General features: G+C 70.1%; 20 protein-coding genes. 7 read left to right on the forward strand and 13 right to left on the reverse strand.

The window, feature by feature from the left end:
- Positions 1-27: 27 nt before the first annotated feature.
- From cyoE to MWN52_RS18225, 4 genes are read right to left on the reverse strand one after another with little or no spacing between them, the layout of a single operon-like run.
- On the reverse strand, positions 28-954 hold the full coding sequence (gene cyoE / locus MWN52_RS18210; protein WP_286575791.1) for a heme o synthase: 927 nt from the start codon (positions 952-954) through the stop codon (positions 28-30).
- Positions 951-2,132: a COX15/CtaA family protein gene (locus MWN52_RS18215; RefSeq protein WP_286575792.1), complete on the reverse strand. Its 1,182-nt coding sequence runs from the start codon at positions 2,130-2,132 to the stop codon at positions 951-953. The genes cyoE and MWN52_RS18215 overlap by 4 nt, the downstream gene beginning before the upstream one ends.
- A gap of 16 nt (positions 2,133-2,148) precedes the next feature.
- A complete protein-coding gene (locus MWN52_RS18220; RefSeq protein WP_286575793.1) occupies positions 2,149-2,718 on the reverse strand; it encodes a thioredoxin domain-containing protein in 570 nt (189 codons plus the stop codon).
- Positions 2,715-3,455, reverse strand: coding sequence for an SURF1 family protein (locus MWN52_RS18225; protein WP_425608055.1), 741 nt, complete (start codon positions 3,453-3,455; stop codon positions 2,715-2,717). Before MWN52_RS18225 ends, MWN52_RS18220 begins: the two co-directional genes overlap by 4 nt.
- A 63-nt stretch (positions 3,456-3,518) precedes the next feature.
- Between MWN52_RS18225 and MWN52_RS18230 the strand changes: the two genes are divergently transcribed.
- Positions 3,519-3,737, forward strand: coding sequence for a twin transmembrane helix small protein (locus MWN52_RS18230; RefSeq protein ID WP_286575795.1), 219 nt, complete (start codon positions 3,519-3,521; stop codon positions 3,735-3,737).
- A 175-nt stretch (positions 3,738-3,912) separates the two neighbouring features.
- On the opposite strand, the gene MWN52_RS18235 is transcribed toward MWN52_RS18230, so the two are convergent.
- Genes MWN52_RS18235 through MWN52_RS18260 form a run of 6 tightly spaced genes read right to left on the reverse strand, consistent with a single transcriptional unit; the run spans position 3,913 to position 8,678 of the window.
- A complete protein-coding gene (locus MWN52_RS18235) occupies positions 3,913-4,791 on the reverse strand; it encodes a cytochrome c oxidase subunit 3 (protein WP_286575796.1) in 879 nt (292 codons plus the stop codon).
- A 28-nt stretch (positions 4,792-4,819) separates the two neighbouring features.
- Positions 4,820-5,425 carry a cytochrome c oxidase assembly protein gene (locus tag MWN52_RS18240; RefSeq protein ID WP_130524645.1) on the reverse strand — a complete coding sequence of 202 codons (606 nt, stop codon included), beginning with the start codon at positions 5,423-5,425 and terminating at the stop codon, positions 4,820-4,822.
- Complete coding sequence (locus tag MWN52_RS18245) at positions 5,422-5,565, reverse strand: hypothetical protein (RefSeq protein ID WP_165394652.1); 144 nt, start codon at positions 5,563-5,565, stop codon at positions 5,422-5,424. Before MWN52_RS18245 ends, MWN52_RS18240 begins: the two co-directional genes overlap by 4 nt.
- Complete coding sequence (gene ctaD, locus MWN52_RS18250) at positions 5,565-7,178, reverse strand: cytochrome c oxidase subunit I (RefSeq protein ID WP_130521508.1); 1,614 nt, start codon at positions 7,176-7,178, stop codon at positions 5,565-5,567. Before ctaD ends, MWN52_RS18245 begins: the two co-directional genes overlap by 1 nt.
- A 40-nt stretch (positions 7,179-7,218) precedes the next feature.
- On the reverse strand, positions 7,219-8,178 hold the full coding sequence (gene coxB, locus MWN52_RS18255; RefSeq protein ID WP_130521506.1) for a cytochrome c oxidase subunit II: 960 nt from the start codon (positions 8,176-8,178) through the stop codon (positions 7,219-7,221).
- Positions 8,179-8,207: 29 nt separating this feature from the next.
- A complete protein-coding gene (locus MWN52_RS18260) occupies positions 8,208-8,678 on the reverse strand; it encodes a DUF2244 domain-containing protein (protein WP_130521662.1) in 471 nt (156 codons plus the stop codon).
- Between the two features lie 345 nt (positions 8,679-9,023).
- Between MWN52_RS18260 and MWN52_RS18265 the strand changes: the two genes are divergently transcribed.
- The gene (locus MWN52_RS18265) at positions 9,024-10,190 is read left to right on the forward strand and encodes a GGDEF domain-containing protein (protein ID WP_286575797.1); all 1,167 of its coding nucleotides are present in this window, start codon (positions 9,024-9,026) and stop codon (positions 10,188-10,190) included.
- A gap of 84 nt (positions 10,191-10,274) precedes the next feature.
- On the opposite strand, the gene MWN52_RS18270 is transcribed toward MWN52_RS18265, so the two are convergent.
- Positions 10,275-11,621, reverse strand: a complete 1,347-nt coding sequence (locus MWN52_RS18270) for an outer membrane protein transport protein (RefSeq protein WP_130532689.1) — start codon at positions 11,619-11,621, stop codon at positions 10,275-10,277.
- A gap of 234 nt (positions 11,622-11,855) precedes the next feature.
- On the opposite strand from MWN52_RS18270, the gene MWN52_RS18275 reads away from it, so the two are divergent.
- The 3 genes from MWN52_RS18275 to MWN52_RS18285 all read left to right on the forward strand — a co-directional run bounded on the left by MWN52_RS18275 (position 11,856) and on the right by MWN52_RS18285 (position 13,953).
- Positions 11,856-12,548: a rhomboid family intramembrane serine protease gene (locus tag MWN52_RS18275; protein ID WP_130521661.1), complete on the forward strand. Its 693-nt coding sequence runs from the start codon at positions 11,856-11,858 to the stop codon at positions 12,546-12,548.
- Positions 12,549-12,634: 86 nt separating this feature from the next.
- Positions 12,635-12,958 (forward strand): DUF1820 family protein, encoded by a 324-nt coding sequence (locus MWN52_RS18280; protein WP_130531977.1) that lies wholly within the window; start codon positions 12,635-12,637, stop codon positions 12,956-12,958.
- Between the two features lie 5 nt (positions 12,959-12,963).
- On the forward strand, positions 12,964-13,953 hold the full coding sequence (locus tag MWN52_RS18285) for a D-2-hydroxyacid dehydrogenase family protein (RefSeq protein WP_286575798.1): 990 nt from the start codon (positions 12,964-12,966) through the stop codon (positions 13,951-13,953).
- Positions 13,954-14,039: 86 nt separating this feature from the next.
- On the opposite strand, the gene MWN52_RS18290 is transcribed toward MWN52_RS18285, so the two are convergent.
- Together MWN52_RS18290 and MWN52_RS18295 are read right to left on the reverse strand one after the other, a co-directional pair.
- Positions 14,040-15,578, reverse strand: a complete 1,539-nt coding sequence (locus MWN52_RS18290) for a S41 family peptidase (RefSeq protein WP_286575799.1) — start codon at positions 15,576-15,578, stop codon at positions 14,040-14,042.
- A 172-nt stretch (positions 15,579-15,750) separates the two neighbouring features.
- Positions 15,751-17,064 (reverse strand): murein hydrolase activator EnvC family protein, encoded by a 1,314-nt coding sequence (locus MWN52_RS18295; protein ID WP_425478253.1) that lies wholly within the window; start codon positions 17,062-17,064, stop codon positions 15,751-15,753.
- Between the two features lie 142 nt (positions 17,065-17,206).
- On the opposite strand from MWN52_RS18295, the gene MWN52_RS18300 reads away from it, so the two are divergent.
- Both MWN52_RS18300 and MWN52_RS18305 read left to right on the forward strand, forming a co-directional pair.
- Positions 17,207-17,887 (forward strand): DUF4097 family beta strand repeat-containing protein, encoded by a 681-nt coding sequence (locus MWN52_RS18300; RefSeq protein WP_130521494.1) that lies wholly within the window; start codon positions 17,207-17,209, stop codon positions 17,885-17,887.
- Positions 17,888-18,103: 216 nt separating this feature from the next.
- Complete coding sequence (locus MWN52_RS18305) at positions 18,104-19,828, forward strand: M28 family metallopeptidase (RefSeq protein ID WP_286575800.1); 1,725 nt, start codon at positions 18,104-18,106, stop codon at positions 19,826-19,828.
- The last annotated feature ends 46 nt before the right edge of the window (positions 19,829-19,874 follow it).

Consider the following 19,874-nt stretch of genomic DNA (forward strand, 5'->3'; position numbering starts at 1 on the left):
CGCGCGCATGGCGCCGGCGCAACGGGCTCACAGGCTGCGCCCGGCGATGCCCGGCAGCAGCGGCGCCAGCCAGTGGTCCACCAGCAGGAAGGCGAACAGCGCCATCAGGTACACGACCGAATAGCGGAAGGTGCGCATGGCGAAGAATTCGTCCGGCGGATCCAGCAGCTTCCACGCGTACCACAGGAAGCCCGCGCCCAGCACCAGCGCCCCGCCCAGGTAGAACAGGCCGCTGAGCCCGAACAGCACCGGCAGCAGCGTGGCCTCCACTAGCAGCACGGTGTAGAACAGGATCTGCCAGCGCGTGTAGACCACGCCGTGGGTGACCGGCAGCATCGGGATCAGCGCCTTGGCGTAGTCCTCGCGGCGGAAGATCGCCAGCGCCCAGAAGTGCGGCGGCGTCCAGACGAAGATGATCAGCACCAGCAGCAGGCTGTGGCCCCAGTCCCACGGCCCCTCCATGCCGGTGACCGCGGCCCAGCCCAGCATCGGCGGCGTGGCCCCGGCCAGCCCGCCGATGACGATGTTCTGCGGCGTGGCGCGCTTGAGGTAGACGGTGTAGATCACCGCGTAGCCGATCAGCGAGAAGAACGTCAGCACCGCGGTGATCACGTTGACCCACAGCACCAGGATGGCCATCGAGATCACGGTCAGCACCAGTGCGAACACCAGCACCTGCCAGGGCTGCACCTTGCCCACCACCAGCGGGCGCCACGAGGTGCGCGCCATCTGCGCATCGATGCGCGCATCGAGCAGCTGGTTAATGGCCGCCGCCGCCGAGGCCGCGATCCAGATGCCCACGAAGCCCAGCAGCCCGTGCCGCACCTGGGTCGCGCTGGGCAGGCCGGGGATCGCCAGGATCATGCCGACGAAGGCGGTGAACACGATCAAGGCGACCACGCGCGGCTTGGTCAGGTCCCAGTAGTCCTTGGCCGTGGCGCGCACGGCGCTCATTCCGGCGTCCTCAGCCGCGCCAGCAGCGAGACCAGCACGAACAGCAGCACCACCGCGCCGGCGTTGTGCAGCACGGCCACGCCCAGCGGCAGGGCCAGCTTGACGTTGAGGATGCCCAGGGTCACCTGGGCCAGCAGCGCGACCAGCAGCCCGGCGCCCCAGCCGCGCATGCCCGGCTGGCGCCACAGCCGCAGCGCGCAGAACACCAGCCAGCAGGCCAGCACGATGGCCATCAGCCGGTGCGCCATCTGGATGGCGATGCGCGAGGCGCCGTCGAGCACGCCGCCTTCGTAGTCCACGCCGATGCCGCGCCACAGGGTGAAGCCCTCGTGGAAGTCGTGCGGCGGCCACCACTGGCCCACGCACTGCGGGAAGTTGGCCATGCGCCAGCTGCCGCCGCCGCAGGCCAGCGCCGCATAGTTGGCGCTGACCCAGCCGCCCAGCGCGATCTGCACCACCAGCAGCCCCAGGCCCACGCCCAGCACGCGCTTGAGCGCGCGCGCATCGACCAGGGTGATCGGCAGCTGGGTCGCCCGCCAGGCCATCCACACCAGCAGGCCGAAGGTCGCCAGGCCGCCCAACAGGTGCCCCATCACCACGATGGGCTTGAGCAGCCAGGTCACCGTCCACATGCCCAGCAGGGCCTGGAAGATGATCATCGCCAGGGTCAGCATCGCCACGCACGCAAGATCGCCCGCGCCGCCAGGCGCGGACGCCGAAGACCAGCGCCACGCCGCGACCAGCAGGATGCCCTCGCCGATGAGGGCCAGCACGCTGGCCGCCACGTGCTGGCCGCGCATGTACAGCGGGATGGCCAGCGCCACCAGGACCGCGGCCACGATCACCTGCGCGACGCCCAGCCGGCGCCGGCGCGCGGCCATCAGCGCCAGGGCGAAGATCTCGATGCTGAGCATGCCGGCCAGGAAGCGGTGCACCTGCTCGCGCCAGGCCTTGTGCGTCTCCAGCGGGCGGATCTTCAGCTGGGCGTGGTCGATGATCTCCGAAGGCGCCTGCGGCCACGCCGCGCGGCCGTAGCAGGTCGGCCAGTCCGGGCAGCTCAGGCCGGCATCGGACAGGCGCACGAAGCCGCCGAAGACGATCGTGCTGGCGGTCATGATCGCCGCCAGCCAGGCGATGCGGTGGAAGTGCCGGAACGGCAGGCGTGGGAGGACAGGCATTACGGTGGGGTTCGCTCTAAAGGAGTTTCAGCAGCTTGGCGACGTCGCTGCGCAGGTCGGCCGGGTCGAACCCGGGGGCGAAGCGCTGGATCACGAAGCCGTTGGGGTCGATCACGTACACCGGCACGCCCGCGCCGTCGTCCACGTCGGGCAGCGTGGCGCGCAGCGGATCGCCGGCGGCGATCACGCGCAGCGACACCGGGCGCGCCGCGCCCGCCGGCGGCGGACCGATCCACAGGATGTGGACCTGGTCGGCGTTGTGCCCGAACAGCTGCCAGACCGTGTCCAGCTGGTGCGACAGGGCCACGCAGTCGGCCACGCAGTCGGCCGGCGGCGCCAGCACGATGCGCCAGGTGCGCTGCGGCTGACGCCAGCTGTAGGTGCCGCCACCGGCCAGCGCCGGCTGCAGCGCGCGCACGTCCACGGGCGGATGCAGCAGCGCCCCGTGGTTCTTCAGCCCGGCCGGCTGCCAGCCGGCGAAGCGCAGCACGCCGGCCGCGCCCACGCTGCCGAAGAACAACACGAACAGGCCGAGCAGGATCCACCGGCCACGGTTTCGGCCAGGAGCGACGTCGGAAGGGGTCATGCCCCCATTTTCTCACGCGCAGCGCGTCTGCGCCGCCACGTGAGCACGCCGGCGGTGATCAGCACCGCCAGCGCCAGGCCGAACCACTGCACCGCATAGCCCAGGTGACGCTCCGGCGGCAGCGTGTTGGGTAACACGTCCAGATCGCGCGGAAAGCCGACCGGCAGGGCCGGATCGAGCTTGAGCACCCGCTGCGCCAGCGCCGGCTGGCGCAGCGGCGCCGCCAGCGCGGCCGGGTCCAGCACCACGGCGAGCAGGTCGCCGTTGGCCTGGGCCTGCGCGGGCGCCCGCAGCAGCCCGGCCGCGGGCGGCGGCGCCAGCAGCCCGGCGACGCGGTGCGTGTCGGCCAGCGCCGGCACCGGCGGCAGCTGGCGCTGCGCGTCCAGCGGCTGCCAGCCCAGGTCCACCAGCAGCGGCGCGCCGGCGGCATCGGGCACGAATACCCGGTAGGCGCGCACGCCGGCCTGGCCTTGGTGGGTCTGGTTGTCCAGCAGCACCGCCGGGCCCGTCGCGAAGCGGCCGCTGCCGGCCGCCCAGTCGAACTCCTGCGCGCGGGCGTGCTGCGCCGCGTCAGCCAGCGGCCGCGGCTGGCGGTCGTGCAGCACCTGGGCGACCTGCGCGAGCATCGCGCGTTTTTCCTTGGCACGCCCGAGCTGCCAGGTTCCCAGCCCGCAGAAGGCCGCGGCCACCAGCAGCGCCAGCGCCCAGCCGGCGGCGGTAGGCAGACGCCGGCTCACGCCCATCCGCCCGGCGGCGACGATAATCCCCGCATGCGGCACACGGCCGCCCGAGAGGTGCGCATGAACGACTCGCTCAAGACCCTGCTGATCGTCGCCTTCCTGATCATGATCGTGTGGAACCTCGGCGCCGGCCTGTACTACCTGCTGATCGACCGCGGCCAGACCACGCGCACGGTGCGCTCACTGACCTGGCGCATCGGGCTGTCGGTGACCCTGTTCGCGCTGGTCGTGCTGGGCATCTGGAGCGGCTGGATCAAACCGCACGGCATCGGGCAGTGAAGGCAGGGGTCGGGGGTCAGAGGCCAGGGGTCAGGGAAAAGCAAAGGCTCCAGCCCCGCTCTCCCTGGCCTCTGGCCTCTGGCCTCTGGCCTCTGGCCTCTGGCCTCTGGCCTCTGGCCTCTGGCCTCTGGCCTCTGACCTCTGACCTCTGACCTCCGGCCCCTGATCCCTCGCCTCAAAGCACGTAAACGAACAGGAACAGCGCCAGCCACACCACGTCGACGAAATGCCAGTACCACGCGGCCGCCTCGAAGGCGAAGTGGTGGTCCTTGGTGAAGTGCCCCTTGAGCACGCGCAGCCACATGATCGCCAGCATCAGCGTGCCCAGGAACACGTGCGCGCCGTGGAAGCCGGTGAGCATGAAGAAGGTCGAGCCGTAGATGCCCGAGCCCAGCGTCAGGTTGAGCGCGTGGTAGGCATGCGCGTACTCGGTCACCTGGAAGTACAGGAAGGTCAGGCCCAGCAGCACGGTGATGCCCAGCCACAGCAGCACGGTGCCGCGCTGCGCCGCCTTGAGCGCGTGGTGGCCGATGGTCAGGGTCACGCCGGAGGTCAGCAGGATCAGCGTGTTGATCAGCGGCAGGCCCCAGGCCGGGATGGTCTGGAAGGTGCCGCCGACCATTGCCGGGCCATTGGTCGGCCAGCCGGCCGAATACCCCTCCCACAGCAGCGCGTTGGTCATTACCCCGTCGCCCTGCCCGCCCAGCCACGGCAGGGCGAAGGTGCGGGTGTAGAACAGCGCGCCGAAGAAGGCGGCGAAGAACATCACCTCGGAGAAGATGAACCACACCATCCCCATGCGGAAGGACACGTCGACCTGGCCGTTGTAGCGACCGGCGACCGACTCGCGGATCACATCGCCGAACCACATGAACAGCGTCGCCGCCAGCAGCACCACGCCGACCAGGAAGGTCCACTTGCCCCAGGCCGCGTCGTTGAGCCAGCTGGCCACGCCGATCATCAGCACGAACATCGCGATCGAACCGACAAAGGGCCACTTGCTCTGCGCCGGGACGAAGTAGACATCGGCATCCTGGGAGTGGGTCTGCGCCATCACGCGTTCCTTTGAGGGTCTTGGGCAATCAAGGCGCCGAATGCGCCGTCGGACTCGCCGCCGCGCCCGCCAGGGCGGTGGTCAGCGCATCGTTCTTGAAGAAGGTGTAGGACAGGGTGATCGTGGAGACATCGCTGGGCAGATGCGGGTCGACCATGAAGCGCAGCGGCATGTCGCGGCTCTCGCCGGCCTCCAGCGTCTGCGCGGTGAAGCAGAAGCACTCGGTCTTGACGAAGTACTGCGAGGCCCGCGCCGGCGCCACCGACGGCACCGCATTGCCCACGATCGAGCGCTTGCCGTCGTTGCGGGCGAAGAACTGCGCCTCGTACAGCTGGCCCGGCACCACCTGCATGCGCTGGACCTCCGGGTGGAAGGCCCAGGGCAGCTTCGAATTGACGCCGCCATCGAACTCCACCGTCACCAGGCGCTTGCTCGCCGCCACGCCGGCCACCTGGCCGGCCGCGGCCGGCCCCTTGTCCAGGCGGATGCCGAACACCTTCTCGCAGGCCAGCCGGTACAGCGGCACCAGCGAGAAGGTCAGCACGAACACCACCACCGCCACGCCGATCAGCCGCGGCAGGCCGGCGGTGCGCCGATCCGGCGCCGAAGCGGTGGCGGTGTCCCGGGCGTTCATGCGCGCAGCACCCCGGACAGGATGAAGGCGGCATAGATCGCGATCGCGATGCCGCCCACCACCAGCGCGGTGATGCGCGTGCCACGCCGCCGCCGGGCGGCCTCGGCCATGGTCTGCAGCGGGGCGCGCGGGCTGTCCATCAGTGACCGATGTCCTCGTGCGCCAGGTCGCCCGGCTTGATCACCGGCGGCGTGGTGAAGGTATGCGCCGGCGCCGGCGAGGGCACCGTCCACTCCAGGCCCCTGGCGTTCTCCCAGGCGCGCGCGTCGGCCGGCGCGCCCTTCTTCAGCGACCAGCCCAGGATGGCGGCCATCATGAAGGGCGTGAGGAACATGCCGAAGGCGCCGATCGAACTGACGAAGTTCCAGTCGGCGAAGACCACGTTGTAGTCCGGGATGCGGCGCGGCATGCCGGCCAGGCCCAGGAAGTGCTGCGGGAAGAACAGCACGTTGACGAACACCACCGTCCACCAGAAATGGAACTTGCTCCAGAACTGGCTGTACATGCGCCCGGTCCACTTGGGCCACCAGTAGTAGGTGGCCGCGATGATCGAGAACACCGCGCCGGTCACCAGCACGTAGTGGAAGTGCGCCACCACGAAGTAGGTGTCGTGGTACTGGAAGTCGGCCGGCACGATGGCCAGCATCAGCCCGGAGAAGCCGCCGATGGTGAACAGGATGACGAAGGCCACCGCCCACAGCATCGGCGTCTCGAAGCTCAGCGAGCCCTTCCACATGGTCGAGACCCAGTTGAACACCTTCACCCCGGTGGGGATGGCGATCAGCATGGTGGCGAACATGAAGTAGATCTCGCCGCCCAGCGGCATGCCCACCGCGAACATGTGGTGCGCCCAGACGATGAAGCTCAGGAAGGCGATCGAGGCGGTGGCGTAGACCATGGCCTGGTAGCCGAACAGCGGCTTGCGGCTGAAGGTCGGGATGATCTCGCTGGCCACGCCGAAGGCCGGCAGGATCATGATGTAGACCTCGGGATGGCCGAAGAACCAGAAGATGTGCTGGTACATCACCGGGTCGCCGCCGCCGGCGGCGTTGAAGAAGCTGGTGCCGAAGAAGCGGTCGGTCAGCAGCATGGTCACCGCGCCGGCCAGCACCGGCATCACCGCGATCAGCAGGAAGGCGGTGATCAGCCAGGTCCACACGAAGATCGGCATCTTCAGCAGATCCATGCCCGGCGCGCGCATGTTGAGGATGGTGGCGATGATGTTGATCGCGCCCATGATCGAGCTGATGCCGGCCACGTGGATGGCGAACACGCTGAAGGCCACGTTGGCGCCGCCCTGCAGCGACAGCGGCGGGTACAGCGTCCAGCCGCCGGCCGGCGCGCCGCCGGGCAGGAAGAGGGTCATCAGCAGCAGGGTGAAGGCCACCGGCAGCAGCCAAAACGACCAGTTGTTCATGCGCGGCAGCGCCATGTCCGGCGCACCGATCTGCAGCGGGATCATCCAGTTGCCCAGGCCGACGAAGGCCGGCATGACGCCGCCGAAGATCATCACCAGCGCGTGCACGGTGGTCATCTGGTTGAAGAACTCGGGCTTGACGAACTGCAGGCCCGGCTCCATCAGCTCGGCGCGGATGATCACGCTCATCGCCGCGCCGATGACGAACATCACGAAGGAGAACAGCAGGTACAGCGTGCCGATGTCCTTGTGGTTGGTGGAGAAGAACCAGCGCTCGACGAAGCCCTGGCGATGGCCGTGGTGATCGTCGTGGTGCTCTGCGGCGGCGTGGGCCATGGGCGTGTTCCTCGAAAGCAGCGGGTGTCGCGAGAAGAGATCAGGCCTGCGCGGGGGCGGGCGCTGCTTCGGTGGCGGCGGGCGCGGCGCTGGCGCTGGCGTCGCCGCCGGCCGGCGCGGCCTGTTCCGGCGTCACATCCGGCGCGGGCGAGCCTTCGGCCGGGGCCGGCGGCACCGGCGCGGCCGGCTTGCGCGCGGCCAGCCACTTCTGGAAGTCGGCCTTGGACACGGCCTCCACCACGATCGGCATGAAGCCATGGTCCTTGCCGCACAGCTCGGCGCACTGACCGCGGTAGGTGCCGGGCACCTCGATATTGGTCCAGGCCTCGTTGATCAGACCGGGGATGGCGTCCTGCTTCCAGCCCAGCGCCGGCACCCACCAGGAGTGGATGACGTCGTCGGCGGTGATGACGAAGCGGATCTTGGTGTCCACCGGCAGCACCAGCGGGTGGTCCACCTCCAGCAGGTAGTGCGGGTTGCTGGCGGCGTCGGGCACCTTGCCGGACTGGCGCATCTGGTCGGAGCTGCGCGCCAGGCGGCTGGTGAACTCCACGCCCTGGCCCAGGTACTCGTACTTCCACATCCACTGGTAGCCGGTGACCTTGATGGTCATCTCCGAATCGCGCGTGTCGTACATCGCGATCAGCTTGGCCGTGGCCGGCCAGGCCATGGCGATCAGGATGATCACCGGCACGATGGTCCAGATCAGCTCGGCGGTGGTGTTGTGGCTGAACTGCGCGGCGACCGCGCCCTTGGACTTGCGGAACTTGAACATCGCATAGCCCATCGCGCCGAACACGATGATGCCGATCGCCACGCAGACCCACAGGGCCACCATGTGCGCCTCGTAGGCCATGCGCGCGGTGTGGGTGACGCCCCGGCCCATGTTGAGCTGCCAGGGCTTGGGATCGGCGACCTGCGCCAAGGCCAGGCCCGGCAGGCCCGCCAATGTCGCCAGCAGCGCGACGCGGCTGCCTCCCCTTGTCTTGCCTTGCGTCATTGCCTAGACCCCGCCTTCAGTGTCATCGGTCACGGCCGTACCGCGGCCGCAAGTGAAACGCGTAACTGCCTTGCCAGTTCCTGCCGCTCGGCCGGGCCGAGCAGCCTTCCCACTTCCACCTGCCGGCCACTGGAGGACAGGGTGACGCACGCATCGCCACCGACGCCCAGCCGCACCCAGTACGGATGCGCCCGGAACGCGGCATCGCGCTGCGCGCGCCGCCGCACCTCCACCAGCTCCGGCGCGATCGCGATGACCTCATCGCGCTCGCCGGCCCGCCACGCCGCCCGCAGCGCCAGCCCGACCAGGCCGCCGTGCAGCACCGCGAACACCGGGGCGAAGGCGTTGCCCGCCAGCCAGCCCAGGATCGCCGCGCCCCACATCAGCCCGGTGCAGGCCACGAACAACGTCACGAACTGCCGCCCATTCAGCGCCCGCGGGGGTCGCAGCGTCAGCCGCGTTCCCCGCCCTTCCGGGCCCTGTGTCGCCACTTCGATCATCGCGCCTGCCGCACCCTTGGCTGCGGAAAACGCCTGAATGGTAGCCCCGCGATCCGGCGCGCGGCAACCGACAAGAAATTGTGCAAACGCACATAAAAGCGTTTCCGGCTCAATGACTTGCACCCGGCCTCGATCGGCGCGTCCGGGTCCTGCCCGATGGCTGCGACGATGGTCGTAGTCGGGCGGCCGACCCATCGCCCGTGTACAACGGACAGGCAGGCGTCAGCACGGCCGGATGCGCGTGAGGAAAACCGCTGGCACGCTTTGTGCTGCACTGCAGGTAAGACCAATGATGAGGGACCGGCGCGCGGGGGTACGCCGGGATCGAAAGGGGGAGTCGTCGCCATGGACAACTCGGTGTTCTTCAGCCTGATCAGCGACTGCCTGCTGGCGCTGGTGCTGTTTGCCCTGTTTTCCTACGTGGCCCACGTCTCGCGCACGCTGTACGGCATCGCGACCTGGGGCCTGGCGCACCTGGCCTACACCCTGGGCGCGGACAGCATCGATGTCCTGGCCAGCGCGCTGCGCCAGGCCGGCCATCCGCTCATGGCCACGCTGGCGATCAACCTGGGCGCGATGCTGGCCTGCGCCGGCATGGCGGGGCTGGCCTGGGCGCTGGTGCAATTCATCCAGCAGCGCCGCCTGCACCGCTGGGAGCTGGCGTGGATGCCCCTGAGCCTGGTGCCGCCGGCGATCGCCTGGCTGGCGGCCGGCACCACCGATGCGCAGGGCCTGGCCCTGAGCCTGGTCGAAGTGGTGGCCCTGCTGACGATGATCTGGCAGCTGCGTCGGCTGCGCGGCTCGCTGGACAAGGTGCCCGCGCGCATGATGATGGTCACCTGCGCGCTGCTGATCTGCATATACAGCAGCGGAATGTCGGACTGGTTCGAAGGCCAGGGCCACTACGACATCAACGATGTGTGGGTCAGCGCTGATCTGGCGCTGTGGTTCATGCTCAACTTCTGCATGCTGATGCTGAGCAGCTTCCACGCCGCCGAGGCGCTTCGCCGCGGCGCGCTGGTCGACCCGCTGACCGGCGCGCTCAATCGCCGCGGCCTGAGCGACAGCCTGGACGAGCGGCGCACGCCCGGCGGCGCCGCCGCGCCCTACGGGCTGTCGGTGCTGGCGCTGGACCTGGACCGCTTCAAGCAGATCAACGACAGCCACGGCCACCGGGTCGGCGACCAGGTGCTGCAGGCGTTCTCCGACACGGTGCGCGCCTGCATCCGCCAGCACGACCTGTTCGCGCGCACGGGCGGCGAGGAATTCGTGGTGATCACCGCCGGCATGAGCTGCGAGGAGGCCATCCGCCTGGGCGAGCGTATCCGGCAGTCCACCGGTGCGCTGCGTCTGCTGCCGCACCTGGGCCTGCGCGTGAGCGTCAGCGTCGGCGTGGCCTGCGCGACGCGGCGCATCGCCGTGGAGGACCTGATGGACCTGGCCGACCAGGCGCTGTACGAGGCCAAGCGCGGCGGCCGCAACTGCGTGGTGCACCTGCACGAGGCGCCCTAGGGCCTCATCGACGCCGGTTGCGCCGCGCACAAAAAGCGAACCCCGCACAGGGCGGGGTTCGCGAACGTCGGCTTGCAGCGTGGATCAGAACTTGTAGGTGTACGACCCGGCCAGCACGTCGCCGCCCACGTCGAACGCACCCACCAGCGAGCTGCCGGTGACCGCGGTCTCGTTGACGGTCGGGTCGGAGACGAACAGGTGCGTATAGCCCACGTTCCACTCGCTGCTCGGCGACGGCGTCCAGGTCAGGCCCAGCGACACCCACTTGCGGGTGTTGTCCGGCACGCGCACGTCGCGGTACCGCGCCTGAGTCGGGGTCTGGTCGTAGGCCAGGCCGCCGCGGAAGGTCAGCGTGTCGCTGTACTTGTAGTCCGCGCCGATCGAGCCGAACGTGGTGTCGCGGTAGTTGAACACCAGCGTGTTGTCGGCCTGGGCCGAGTCGAAGTCGACGGTGATCTTGTCGAACTTGCTCCACGCCGTGCGGCTCACGTCCGCCATCACCGTCCAGCGATCGTTGATGATGTGGGTGAAGCTGGCCGTGGCGCTGGCCGGCATGATGATCTTGGCGCTGCCGCCGGTGTTGACGTACTGGCCCGGCGCGGCCACGGCCAGCACGGCCTTGGCGAACGGCGGCACGTCGAAGGTGGCCTTGCCGTCGTCGATCTTGTGGTCCACGCGCGAGCGGTAGGTGAAGCCGATGTGGGTGTTCTCATCGACGCTGAACAGGCCGCCCAGGGTGAAGCCGACCTCGGTGCTGTCGCCCTTGACGCGGGCGAAGCCGTCCTGGCTGCCCGGCGTGGCGCCCGGCACGCGCTGGGCGTAGAGGGCGGTGCCGAAGTCGATGGCGTTGGTCAGGTCCACGTCCAGACGCTCGGCGAACACCGAGGCGCCGAAGGACACCCACGGATTGACGTCGTAGGAGAACGCCAGGCCGGCGTCGATGGTCTGCAGCTCGGTCTTGATGCCCTGGTAGCGGCCGACCCAGTCGCGGTCGTATTCGGTCTTGAAGCCGAACGGCACGGTCAGCGAGGCGCCGAAGTGCATGTTGTCGCCCACCGGCATGGCGAAGTACACCGCCGGCAGCGCGGCGATGGTGCCGGCATCGCCACCGTCGCCGCCGCTCACCGGCGCGCCGGTGCCCGGGCCGGTCGCGCCGACGTAGCGGCCGGAGCCCTTGAAGTCGGCGCTGAAGCTGATCGCGCTGGCGCCGATGGACAGCTGGCGGCCATCGAGCAGGCGCATGGCGGCCGGGTTGTTGGCGACCACGGCGACATCGCCCGGGGCGCTGGCCGAACCGGCGAACGCGCGGCCCTGGCCCTTGGCGCTGTTTTCCTTCAGCTGGAAGGCGGCGGCGTGGGCGTGGCCGCTGGCCAGGGCACCGGCGACGCCGGCGGCCAGAAGCGAAATTCTGAATAGGTTCGAGGACAGCATGTGCATGGACTCCGGAAGACGAAAGAAAAAACGCCTGCGCCGCAACACGGGCCGGCGCGGCCAGACGGCCGCCGGACTTCCGCGCGCCGGAAATTCCCTCCCCGACATACGACGCCGTATGCAAGTATATCCCCGCAATCTAACGGCGCCGTCAGCTGGCCGGTTAGATTTTAGTCGCGTGTGCGCGACGATGGCACGCTGCCATTCCCGACTCTTCGAAGCCCTGCCTTGCCCGTGTTCGTCGCCACGCCTTCCCGCCGCAAGCCCTCCGTGCGCTGGGCCACGCCCGTGCTGTTCGCCCTGCTGTGGCTGGCCTTCCTGTGGGCCATCACCCGCCCGGTGGGCATGTACCGCGGCCTGCTGCTGCAGTGGGGCGCACTGACCGGCGGCCTGGACAGCCTGCAGGAGTGGCGCACCGGCCTGACCGACGGCTCGATCCTGCGCCTGTTCACCGCGCTGTTCCTGCATGCGGACTGGGCGCATCTGCTCGGCAACCTGGTGTTCCTGCTGATCTTCGGCCTGCCTGCGGAGCGGGCGATGGGGCCATGGCGCTTCCTGGTGCTGTTCCTGCTCGGCGGGGCGGTGTCCAATCTGGCCGCGGTGCTGGCGATCGGCGCGCCGGATCGGGTGATCATCGGCGCCAGCGGCGCGGTGTCGGCGGTGATCGGCGCCTATCTGGCGCTGTTCCCCGGCGCCAAGCTGGGCGTGGTGGTGCCGCTGGGCCTGTTCCTGCAGTTCGTGCGCGCGCCGGCGGCGGTGCTGATCGGGGTCTGGGCGGTGCTGCAGGTGGTGTTCGCCTACATCGGCCCGGCGTTCGGCGCGGTGGCCTGGTCGGCGCATCTGGCCGGCTTCCTGTTCGGGGTGGTGTTCGCGCTGTTCGTGCGCGCGGCCATCGCCCGCCGCCTGCGCCGGCGCTACGGTTTCTAGCGAGCGACACGCCCGGCGCGAGGTTGCAAAGCGCCGTCGGTGCCCAGATCTTGCCGAACTTCCTCCATCGCCTTTCGCACGCTGCAATGTCCAAGCCGCTCTACAAGGTGACCTTCCTCAATCACGGCAAGGTCTACGAACTCTACGCCCGCCGCGTGGCGAGCTCCGATGCGCTGTGGGGCTTCACCGAGGTGAGCGAGCTGGTGTTCGACGTGCACGACGGACTGGTGGTGGACCCGACCGAGGAACGCCTGCGCGAGGAGTTCGGCGACACCCGCGTGCTGCACCTGCCGATGCAGAGCATCGTGCGGGTGGAGGAAGTGGAGAAGAAGGGCGCCAGCGCGATCCGCGATGCCGCCAGCGGCGAGAAGGTGGTCACGCCGTTCCCGATGCCGGGCAAGCCGCGCTGAGCGCGATGCGCGTCCTCATCGCCGACGATTACCAGCGCGCCACCGCGGCGCTGCCGGCACTGGCCGCGCATGCGCAGGGGCTGGACGTGCAGGTGCTGGGCGCGCTGCCCGAGGCCCTGGAGGCGCGCGCGGCGCTGCTGCAGCCGGCGCAGGCGCTGGTGCTGATCCGCGAGCGCACCCGCATCGACGCGGCGCTGCTCGAGCGCCTGCCGCAGCTGCGCCTGATCAGCCAGACCGGCAAGGTCGGCGCGCACGTGGATGTGGCCGCCTGCACCGCGCGCGGCGTGGCGGTGGCCGAAGGCGTCGGCTCGCCGATCGCGCCGGCCGAGTTGACCTGGGCGCTGGTCATGGCCGCGATGCGGCGCCTGCCCACCTATGGCGTGGCGCTGCAGGCCGGCCGCTGGCAGGACACCGGCGATGCGGTCCTGGGCCGCGCGCTGCACGGGCGCACGCTGGGCGTGTGGAGCTACGGGAAGATCGGCCGTCTCGTCGCCGGCTATGGCCGCGCGTTCGGCATGCAGGTGCTGGTGTGGGGCGGCGAGGCCGCGCGCGCCGCCGCGCAGGCCGATGGCGTCGACGTGGCGGCCTCGGTGGAGGCGCTGTTCGAACGCAGCGACGTGCTCAGCCTGCATCGTCGCCTCGTGCCGGCCACGCGGCACCAGGTCGACGCGGCGCTGCTGGCGCGCATGCGGCCCGATGCGCTGCTGGTCAACACCAGCCGCGCCGAACTGATCGCCCCGGGCGCGCTGCTGGCCGCGCTCGAGGCCGGCCGCCCGGGCATGGCGGCGCTGGATGTGTTCGAACACGAGCCCGCGGTGCCGCAGCGCGAGCCGCTGCTGACCCATCCGCGCGTGCTGGCGATGCCGCACCTGGGTTACGTCGAACAGGACAGCTACGCGCTGTACCTGGGCACGGCGCTGGACAACGTGCGGGCGTTCGCCGACGGCACGCCGCGCAATCTGGTCAATCCCGAAGCGCTGACGCGCAACCGCTGATCCCGGCAATCCCTGTGGGAGCCGGCATGCCGGCGATGGGGCCTTACCGGGAAAGCCCCATCGCCGGCATGCCGGCTCCCACCGGGTTACGGCGTGGCCGGGACTTCGGCCGGCTTGGCGGGCGTGGGGGCGACAGGCTTGGCGGACGCAGGGGCGGTTGGCTTGGCGGCTTCCGGCACCGGCGCTGGCGCCTTCGGTGCGGGCTTGGGCTTGGCGGCGGCCGCCTTGGCCGCGGCGGCCTGCTGCGCGGCCGCGACCGAGCCCGGGTGCTTCAACTCGGCCAGCGCCTCTTCGATGGGCTTGTCGCCATTGAGCACATCGCCGGCCGCATAGCCCTCGGCGCCTTCCTGATCGCCGCGCAGGTGACCGGGCAGCTTGGCCTCGCTGTAGTCGGCCAGCGAGGGCGGGATGTCGCGGTCGGTCGCTTCGTCGGGCTTGAGCACCACATCGGGCACGATGCCGGTGGCCTGGATCGACTTGCCGCTGGGCGTGTAATAGCGCGCGGTGGTCAGCTTGACCGAATCGCCGTTGTCCAGCGGCAGCACGGTCTGCACCGAGCCCTTGCCGAAGGTGCGGCTGCCGATGATGCGCACGCGGTCGTTGTCGCGCAGCGCGCCGGCCAGCACCTCGGCCGCGCTGGCCGACCCGGCATCGACTAGCACCACCACCGGCACGCCCTTGAGACGATCGCCCGGGGTGGCGTCGAACTTGGCGTCGCTGATGGCGATGCGCCCGCGCGTGGTGACGATGGTGCCCTTGTCCAGCAGGTCGTCGGCCACCTGCACCGCGCTGGTCAGCAGGCCGCCCGGATTGCTGCGCAGGTCCAGCACCACGCCCTTGAGCGGGCCCTTGGCCTTGAGCCCGTCGACCGCCTTCTGGAAGTCAGCGCCGGTGTCGGCCTGGAAGGCGCTGATGCGGATGTAGCCATAGCCCGGCTCGAGCAGGCGCGAGCGCACGCTGGCCACGCGGATGGTCTCGCGGGTCAGGGTCTTGTCGAAGGGCTTGGCGACCTTGTCGCGCACGATGGTCAGGGTGACCTGGGTGCCGACCTTGCCGCGCAGCGGCTCCATCGGATCGTTCATGCCGCCCAGCGGCTTGCCGTCGATGGCCACGATGGTGTCGCCGGACTGCAGGCCGGCGCGCGCGGCCGGCGTGCCGTCGATCGGCGAGATCACCTTGAGCGTGCCGTCGGGCTGGGCCAGCAGCTCCACGCCGACGCCGTCGTAGGCGCCGTTGGCCTGCTCGTCGAAATCCTTGGCGTCTTCCTTGTCCAGGTAGGCGCTGTGCGGGTCCAGGTCAAGCAGCAGGCCGCGGATGGCCGAGTGCATCAGCTTCTCATCGTCCACCGGCTCGACATAGGCCTGCTTGACCGCGTTGAACACCGAGACGAAGCGGCGGATCTCGTCCAGCGGCACCTCGGAGGTCTTGGCCTCGGTCCCGTCCGGATCGTCGCTGGAGGGGACGGCCGGGGCGTCCTCGTCGCTGTCCTGGGCCGCCGGCTTGGCCGGCGCAGCGGCCGGCGCGGGCGCGGACTGCGGCGTGTCCTGGGCGGCGGGCGCGGCCTGTTGGGCCAGGGCCGGCGCGATCGCCAGCAGCAGGGACGACAGCAACAGGGACACACGCATGCGGCGACTCCGGGTGGATCGTGAGGGACCTAACGCCCCGGATTATGCGGGAAGCGGGAGAAAGGAAAGCGCAGCGGGCGAGGCGGCGTCAGGCGCGCGCAAGCGCAGGAGCAGCGCGTGCTTGCGGCGGCACCGGCTCACCGCGCGCTCCGCTTCACTCGCTGCTCTCCGCTCAGCGCCGCTGCAGCCACGCCCCCGGATCCACCGGCGAGCCGCCCTTGCGCAGTTCGAAGTACAGCGCCGGCGTGCCCCAGCCGCCGGAGCTGCCGACCTTGGCGATGGGATCGCCCTTCTTCACCACCGCGCCGGCGTCGCGCAGCAGCGCCTCGTTGTGCGCATACAGGCTCATGTAGCCGTTGCCGTGGTCGATGATCAGGATCATGCCGTAGCCGGTCATCCACTCGGAGAACACCACCGTGCCATCGGCCACCGCCGAGACGGTCGAGCCCACCGGCGCGCCGATCAGCACGCCCTGGCTGGTGCGGCCATCGGGCAGCTGCCCGCCGAAGCGCGCCAGCAGATTGCCCGAGGTCGGCCAGCTCAGGCCGCCGACCTTGAGCGCCGGCGCGCTCGCCACCACCGGCGGCGGCGGGGCGACCTTGCGCGGCGGCGGCGGCGGACGGCCTTCCGCCTTGGCTTCGGCGCGGTCCTTGGCCGCCTGCTCGCGGGCGGCGGCCTCGCGCGCGGCCTGCTCGCGCCGCGCGCGCTCGGCGGCGGCGCGGCGTTCGGCCTCGGCCCGCGCGGCGGCCGCGCGCAGGTTGGCCAGCAGGGTCTCCAGGGCCTTGGCGTCGCGGCCCAGTTCCTGGGCGCGGTCGCTGCGGTCCTCGTAGCGCTCGTCCAGCTGGGCGACCAGCTGGGCCTGGGCGCTGCGGTCGCGCTGCAGCTGAACCACCTGGGTCTGCTGGCGCTTGTGGGCGTCCTGCAGCGCGGCGCGGCGCGCCTGGATCTCGCGCTCCAGCGTCTGCAGCTCCTGCAGCTGGCCGGTGAGCGCGGCGATCTTGCCGGCCACGTCGCCCTGCACGTAGCGGTGATAGACCATGGCGCGGTTGGCGTCGGCCACGCTGTCCTGGGAGAGCAGCACCTTCAGCGGTGCGTTGCTGCCGGCCATGTAGGCCGCGCGCAGCAGCTGTTCCAGCTCGGCGCGCTGGCCGGACAGGCGCTGCTGCATCTGCGCACGCTTGTCCTGCAGCTGCGCCAGGGCGGCCTCCTCCTTGCGCAGCGCGGTCTGGGTCTGGGTGAGCTGGCGGCTGGACTTGCCGACCTGTTCATCGGCCGCGCGCAGCTTGCGCGAGGCCTCGCCGCGCTTGCCCTCCAGGTCGCGGCGCTCGGCGGCGATGGACTTGAGCTCCTTGCGGACGGTCTCGAGCTTCTTCTGGGCTTCCTTCTGACTCTGCGCCCAGGCCGGTGCGCAGGCGCCCGCGGCCAGGACCAGCAGCGCCGCCAGCGTGGCGCGGCGGGCAGGCGTTGAGCGAGACGACTGGGGCACGGATGCATCTTCGACGACGGAGCAGGCCCCGATTGTAGCCAGGGCCGCCGTCGCATCCTGTCCAGGCGCCCTCCGCGCGTTTAAACCCTGGGCACGATGGCCGCATCCAAGCCCGTACATCACCCGCACAGGAACCGCACCCATGACCGTCTCGTTCTCCCGCCCCGCCCTGGTCGCGCTGGGCATCGCCCTGGCCCTGGCCGCCAGCGGCGCATCGGCCCAGCAGTCCATCGACAAGGTCCTGGGCAGCATCACCGCGCAGTCGGGCCAGGCCTACGGCGACCTGGAAACGGTCAACGGCAGCATCACCATCGAGGCCGGCGCCACGGTCAAGGAAGCCGGCACCGTCAACGGCTCGATCAAGGTCGAGGACAAGGCCATCACCGGCGACCTGGAGACCGTCAACGGCAGCCTGAGGCTGGGCCGCCAGGTCACCGTCAACGGCAGCCTGGAGACCGTCAATGGCAGCGTCTTCGTCGACCAGGGCGGCAAGATCGCCAAGGGCATCGAGAACGTCAACGGCGCCATCGGCATCGTCGGCACCGAGGTCGGCGGCAGCATCGAAACGGTCAACGGCGATCTCACCGTCGGCGCCGGCTCGCACGTGCGCGGCGGCATCAAGATCGAGCGCAACCAGGGCTGGTCGAGCCGCAAGCAGGAGGGCAACCCGCCGCGCGTGATCATCGGCCCCAACGCAGTGGTCGACGGCGCGCTGGTGTTCGAACGCCCGGTCAGGCTGTACGTGCATACCAGCGCCAAGATCGGTCCGGTGACCGGCGCCACGCCGATCGCCTACAGCGGCAACACCGCACCGACCGAGTAAACCGCGCCTGCCGCGTCCCCGTTCCCGGCGGGGACCCCGTGCCTTGGCCCTCTCTCTCCAAGACCACGGGGTTCCCGCTTCCATTGCGACTACCGGTTCGCCTCCGCCCCAGGCGGACGTCCCGCGCGGCCCTGTCCGGATCGACAGGCGCCGCGCGCCGAGGATCGGCCCAGTCTGGCTAGAATCCCGGGTTCCCGTTCACCGCAAGGAACCCGCATGTCCCGCACGCTGCTGCTGGGCCTGGCCACGCTGACCGCGCTGGCCGCCTGCAAGAAGCCGGACGCGCCGCCGGCGCCCGCCGCCTCCACGCCCGCCCCCGCCCAGGCCGCATCCGCGCCTGCGCCGCATGCCTTCTCGCCGAAGATCGATGCCGGCGATTTCGGCGAACTGGTCAAGACGCTGTCCTCCGACGCCTTCGAGGGCCGCGGCCCCGGCACGCCGGGCGAGGACAAGACCGTGGCCTACATCACCGAGCAGATGCAGCGCATCGGCCTGAAGCCCGGCAACGGCGACAGCTGGACGCAGGACGTGCCGATGGTGGAGACCACGGCCGATCCCTCGACCACGCTGACCATCACCGAGGCCGACGGCAGCACGCAGACGCTGGCCTTCGGCGAGCAGATGGTGATCGGCACGCGCACCGGCAAGCCGGAGATCGACGTCAAGGACAGCGAGCTGGTCTTCGTCGGCTACGGCGTGGACGCTCCCGAGCGCAAGTGGAACGACTACGCCGGGACCAAGAGCTGGAAGGGCAAGACCGTGGTGATGTTCGTCAACGACCCGGGCTTCCACACGCACGATGAAAGCTTGTTCGACGGCAAGCGGATGACCTATTACGGGCGCTGGACGTACAAGTTCGAGGAAGCCGCGCGCAAGGGCGCCGACGCGGCGATCATCATCCACGACAGCGAGGGCGCCAGCTACGGCTGGGACGTGGTCAAGAACTCCTGGGCGGGCAAGCAGTACGACCTGCCGGCCGCCGACGATCCGTCGCCGCGCATCCCGGCGCAGGGCTGGATCACCGGCGAGGTGGCGCGCACGCTGTTCGCCAAGGCCGGGCTGGATCTGGACCAGGCCTACAAGGACGCGTCCAAGCCCGGCTTCAAGCCGGTGCCGCTGAAGGCCAAGCTGTCCTTCGACCTCAAGAGCACGATCGGCCAGGCCAAGTCGCGCAACGTGATCGGCGTGCTGCCCGGCAGCAAGCGTCCCGACGAGGCCGTGCTGTACATGGCCCACTGGGACCACCTGGGCAAGCACGACAACGAGGACGGCGACAACATCTACAACGGTGCGGTGGACAACGCCACCGGCGTGGCCGGCATCCTGGAGATCGCCGATGCCTTCGCGCATCAGGAGCCCAAGCCCGAGCGTTCGGTGGTGTTCCTGGCGGTGACGCTGGAGGAGTCGGGTCTGCTGGGTTCGAAGTACTACGTCGCCCATCCGACCTTCCCGCTGAACAAGATCGCCGGGGTGATCAACATCGATGCGATGTCGGTGGCGGGCAAGGCGCACGATGTGACCGTGACCGGCATGGGCGCCTCGCAGCTGGAGGACCTCCTCAAGCCGCTGGCCGCCGCGCAGGGCCGCACGCTGCATGCCGAGGCCTCGCCGCAGAACGGCTCGTACTTCCGCTCGGATCATTTCAACTTCGCCAAGGCCGGCGTGCCGGCGCTGTACGTGGATGGCGGCGAAGACCTGATCGAGGGCGGAGAGGCCGCCGGCAAGGCGGCCGCGAAGGAATACGGCGAGCAGCGCTACCACTCGCCCGCCGACGAGTACGACCCGGACACCTGGAAGCTGGACGGCACCATGCAGGACCTGGAGCTGGTCTACGGCGTGGGCCGCGAGCTGGCCAGTGGCGACCAGTGGCCCAACTGGTACGACGGCAATCCGTTCAAGGCCGCGCGCGATGCGATGATGAAGGCGCCGGCCAAGCGCTGAATCAGGCACGCCGCCGCGGCACGATGCAGGCGCCGGATGGCGCCTG

The sequence above is a fragment of the Pseudoxanthomonas winnipegensis genome (assembly GCF_030322905.1).
Taxonomy (GTDB): Bacteria; Pseudomonadota; Gammaproteobacteria; order Xanthomonadales; family Xanthomonadaceae; genus Pseudoxanthomonas_A; species Pseudoxanthomonas_A winnipegensis.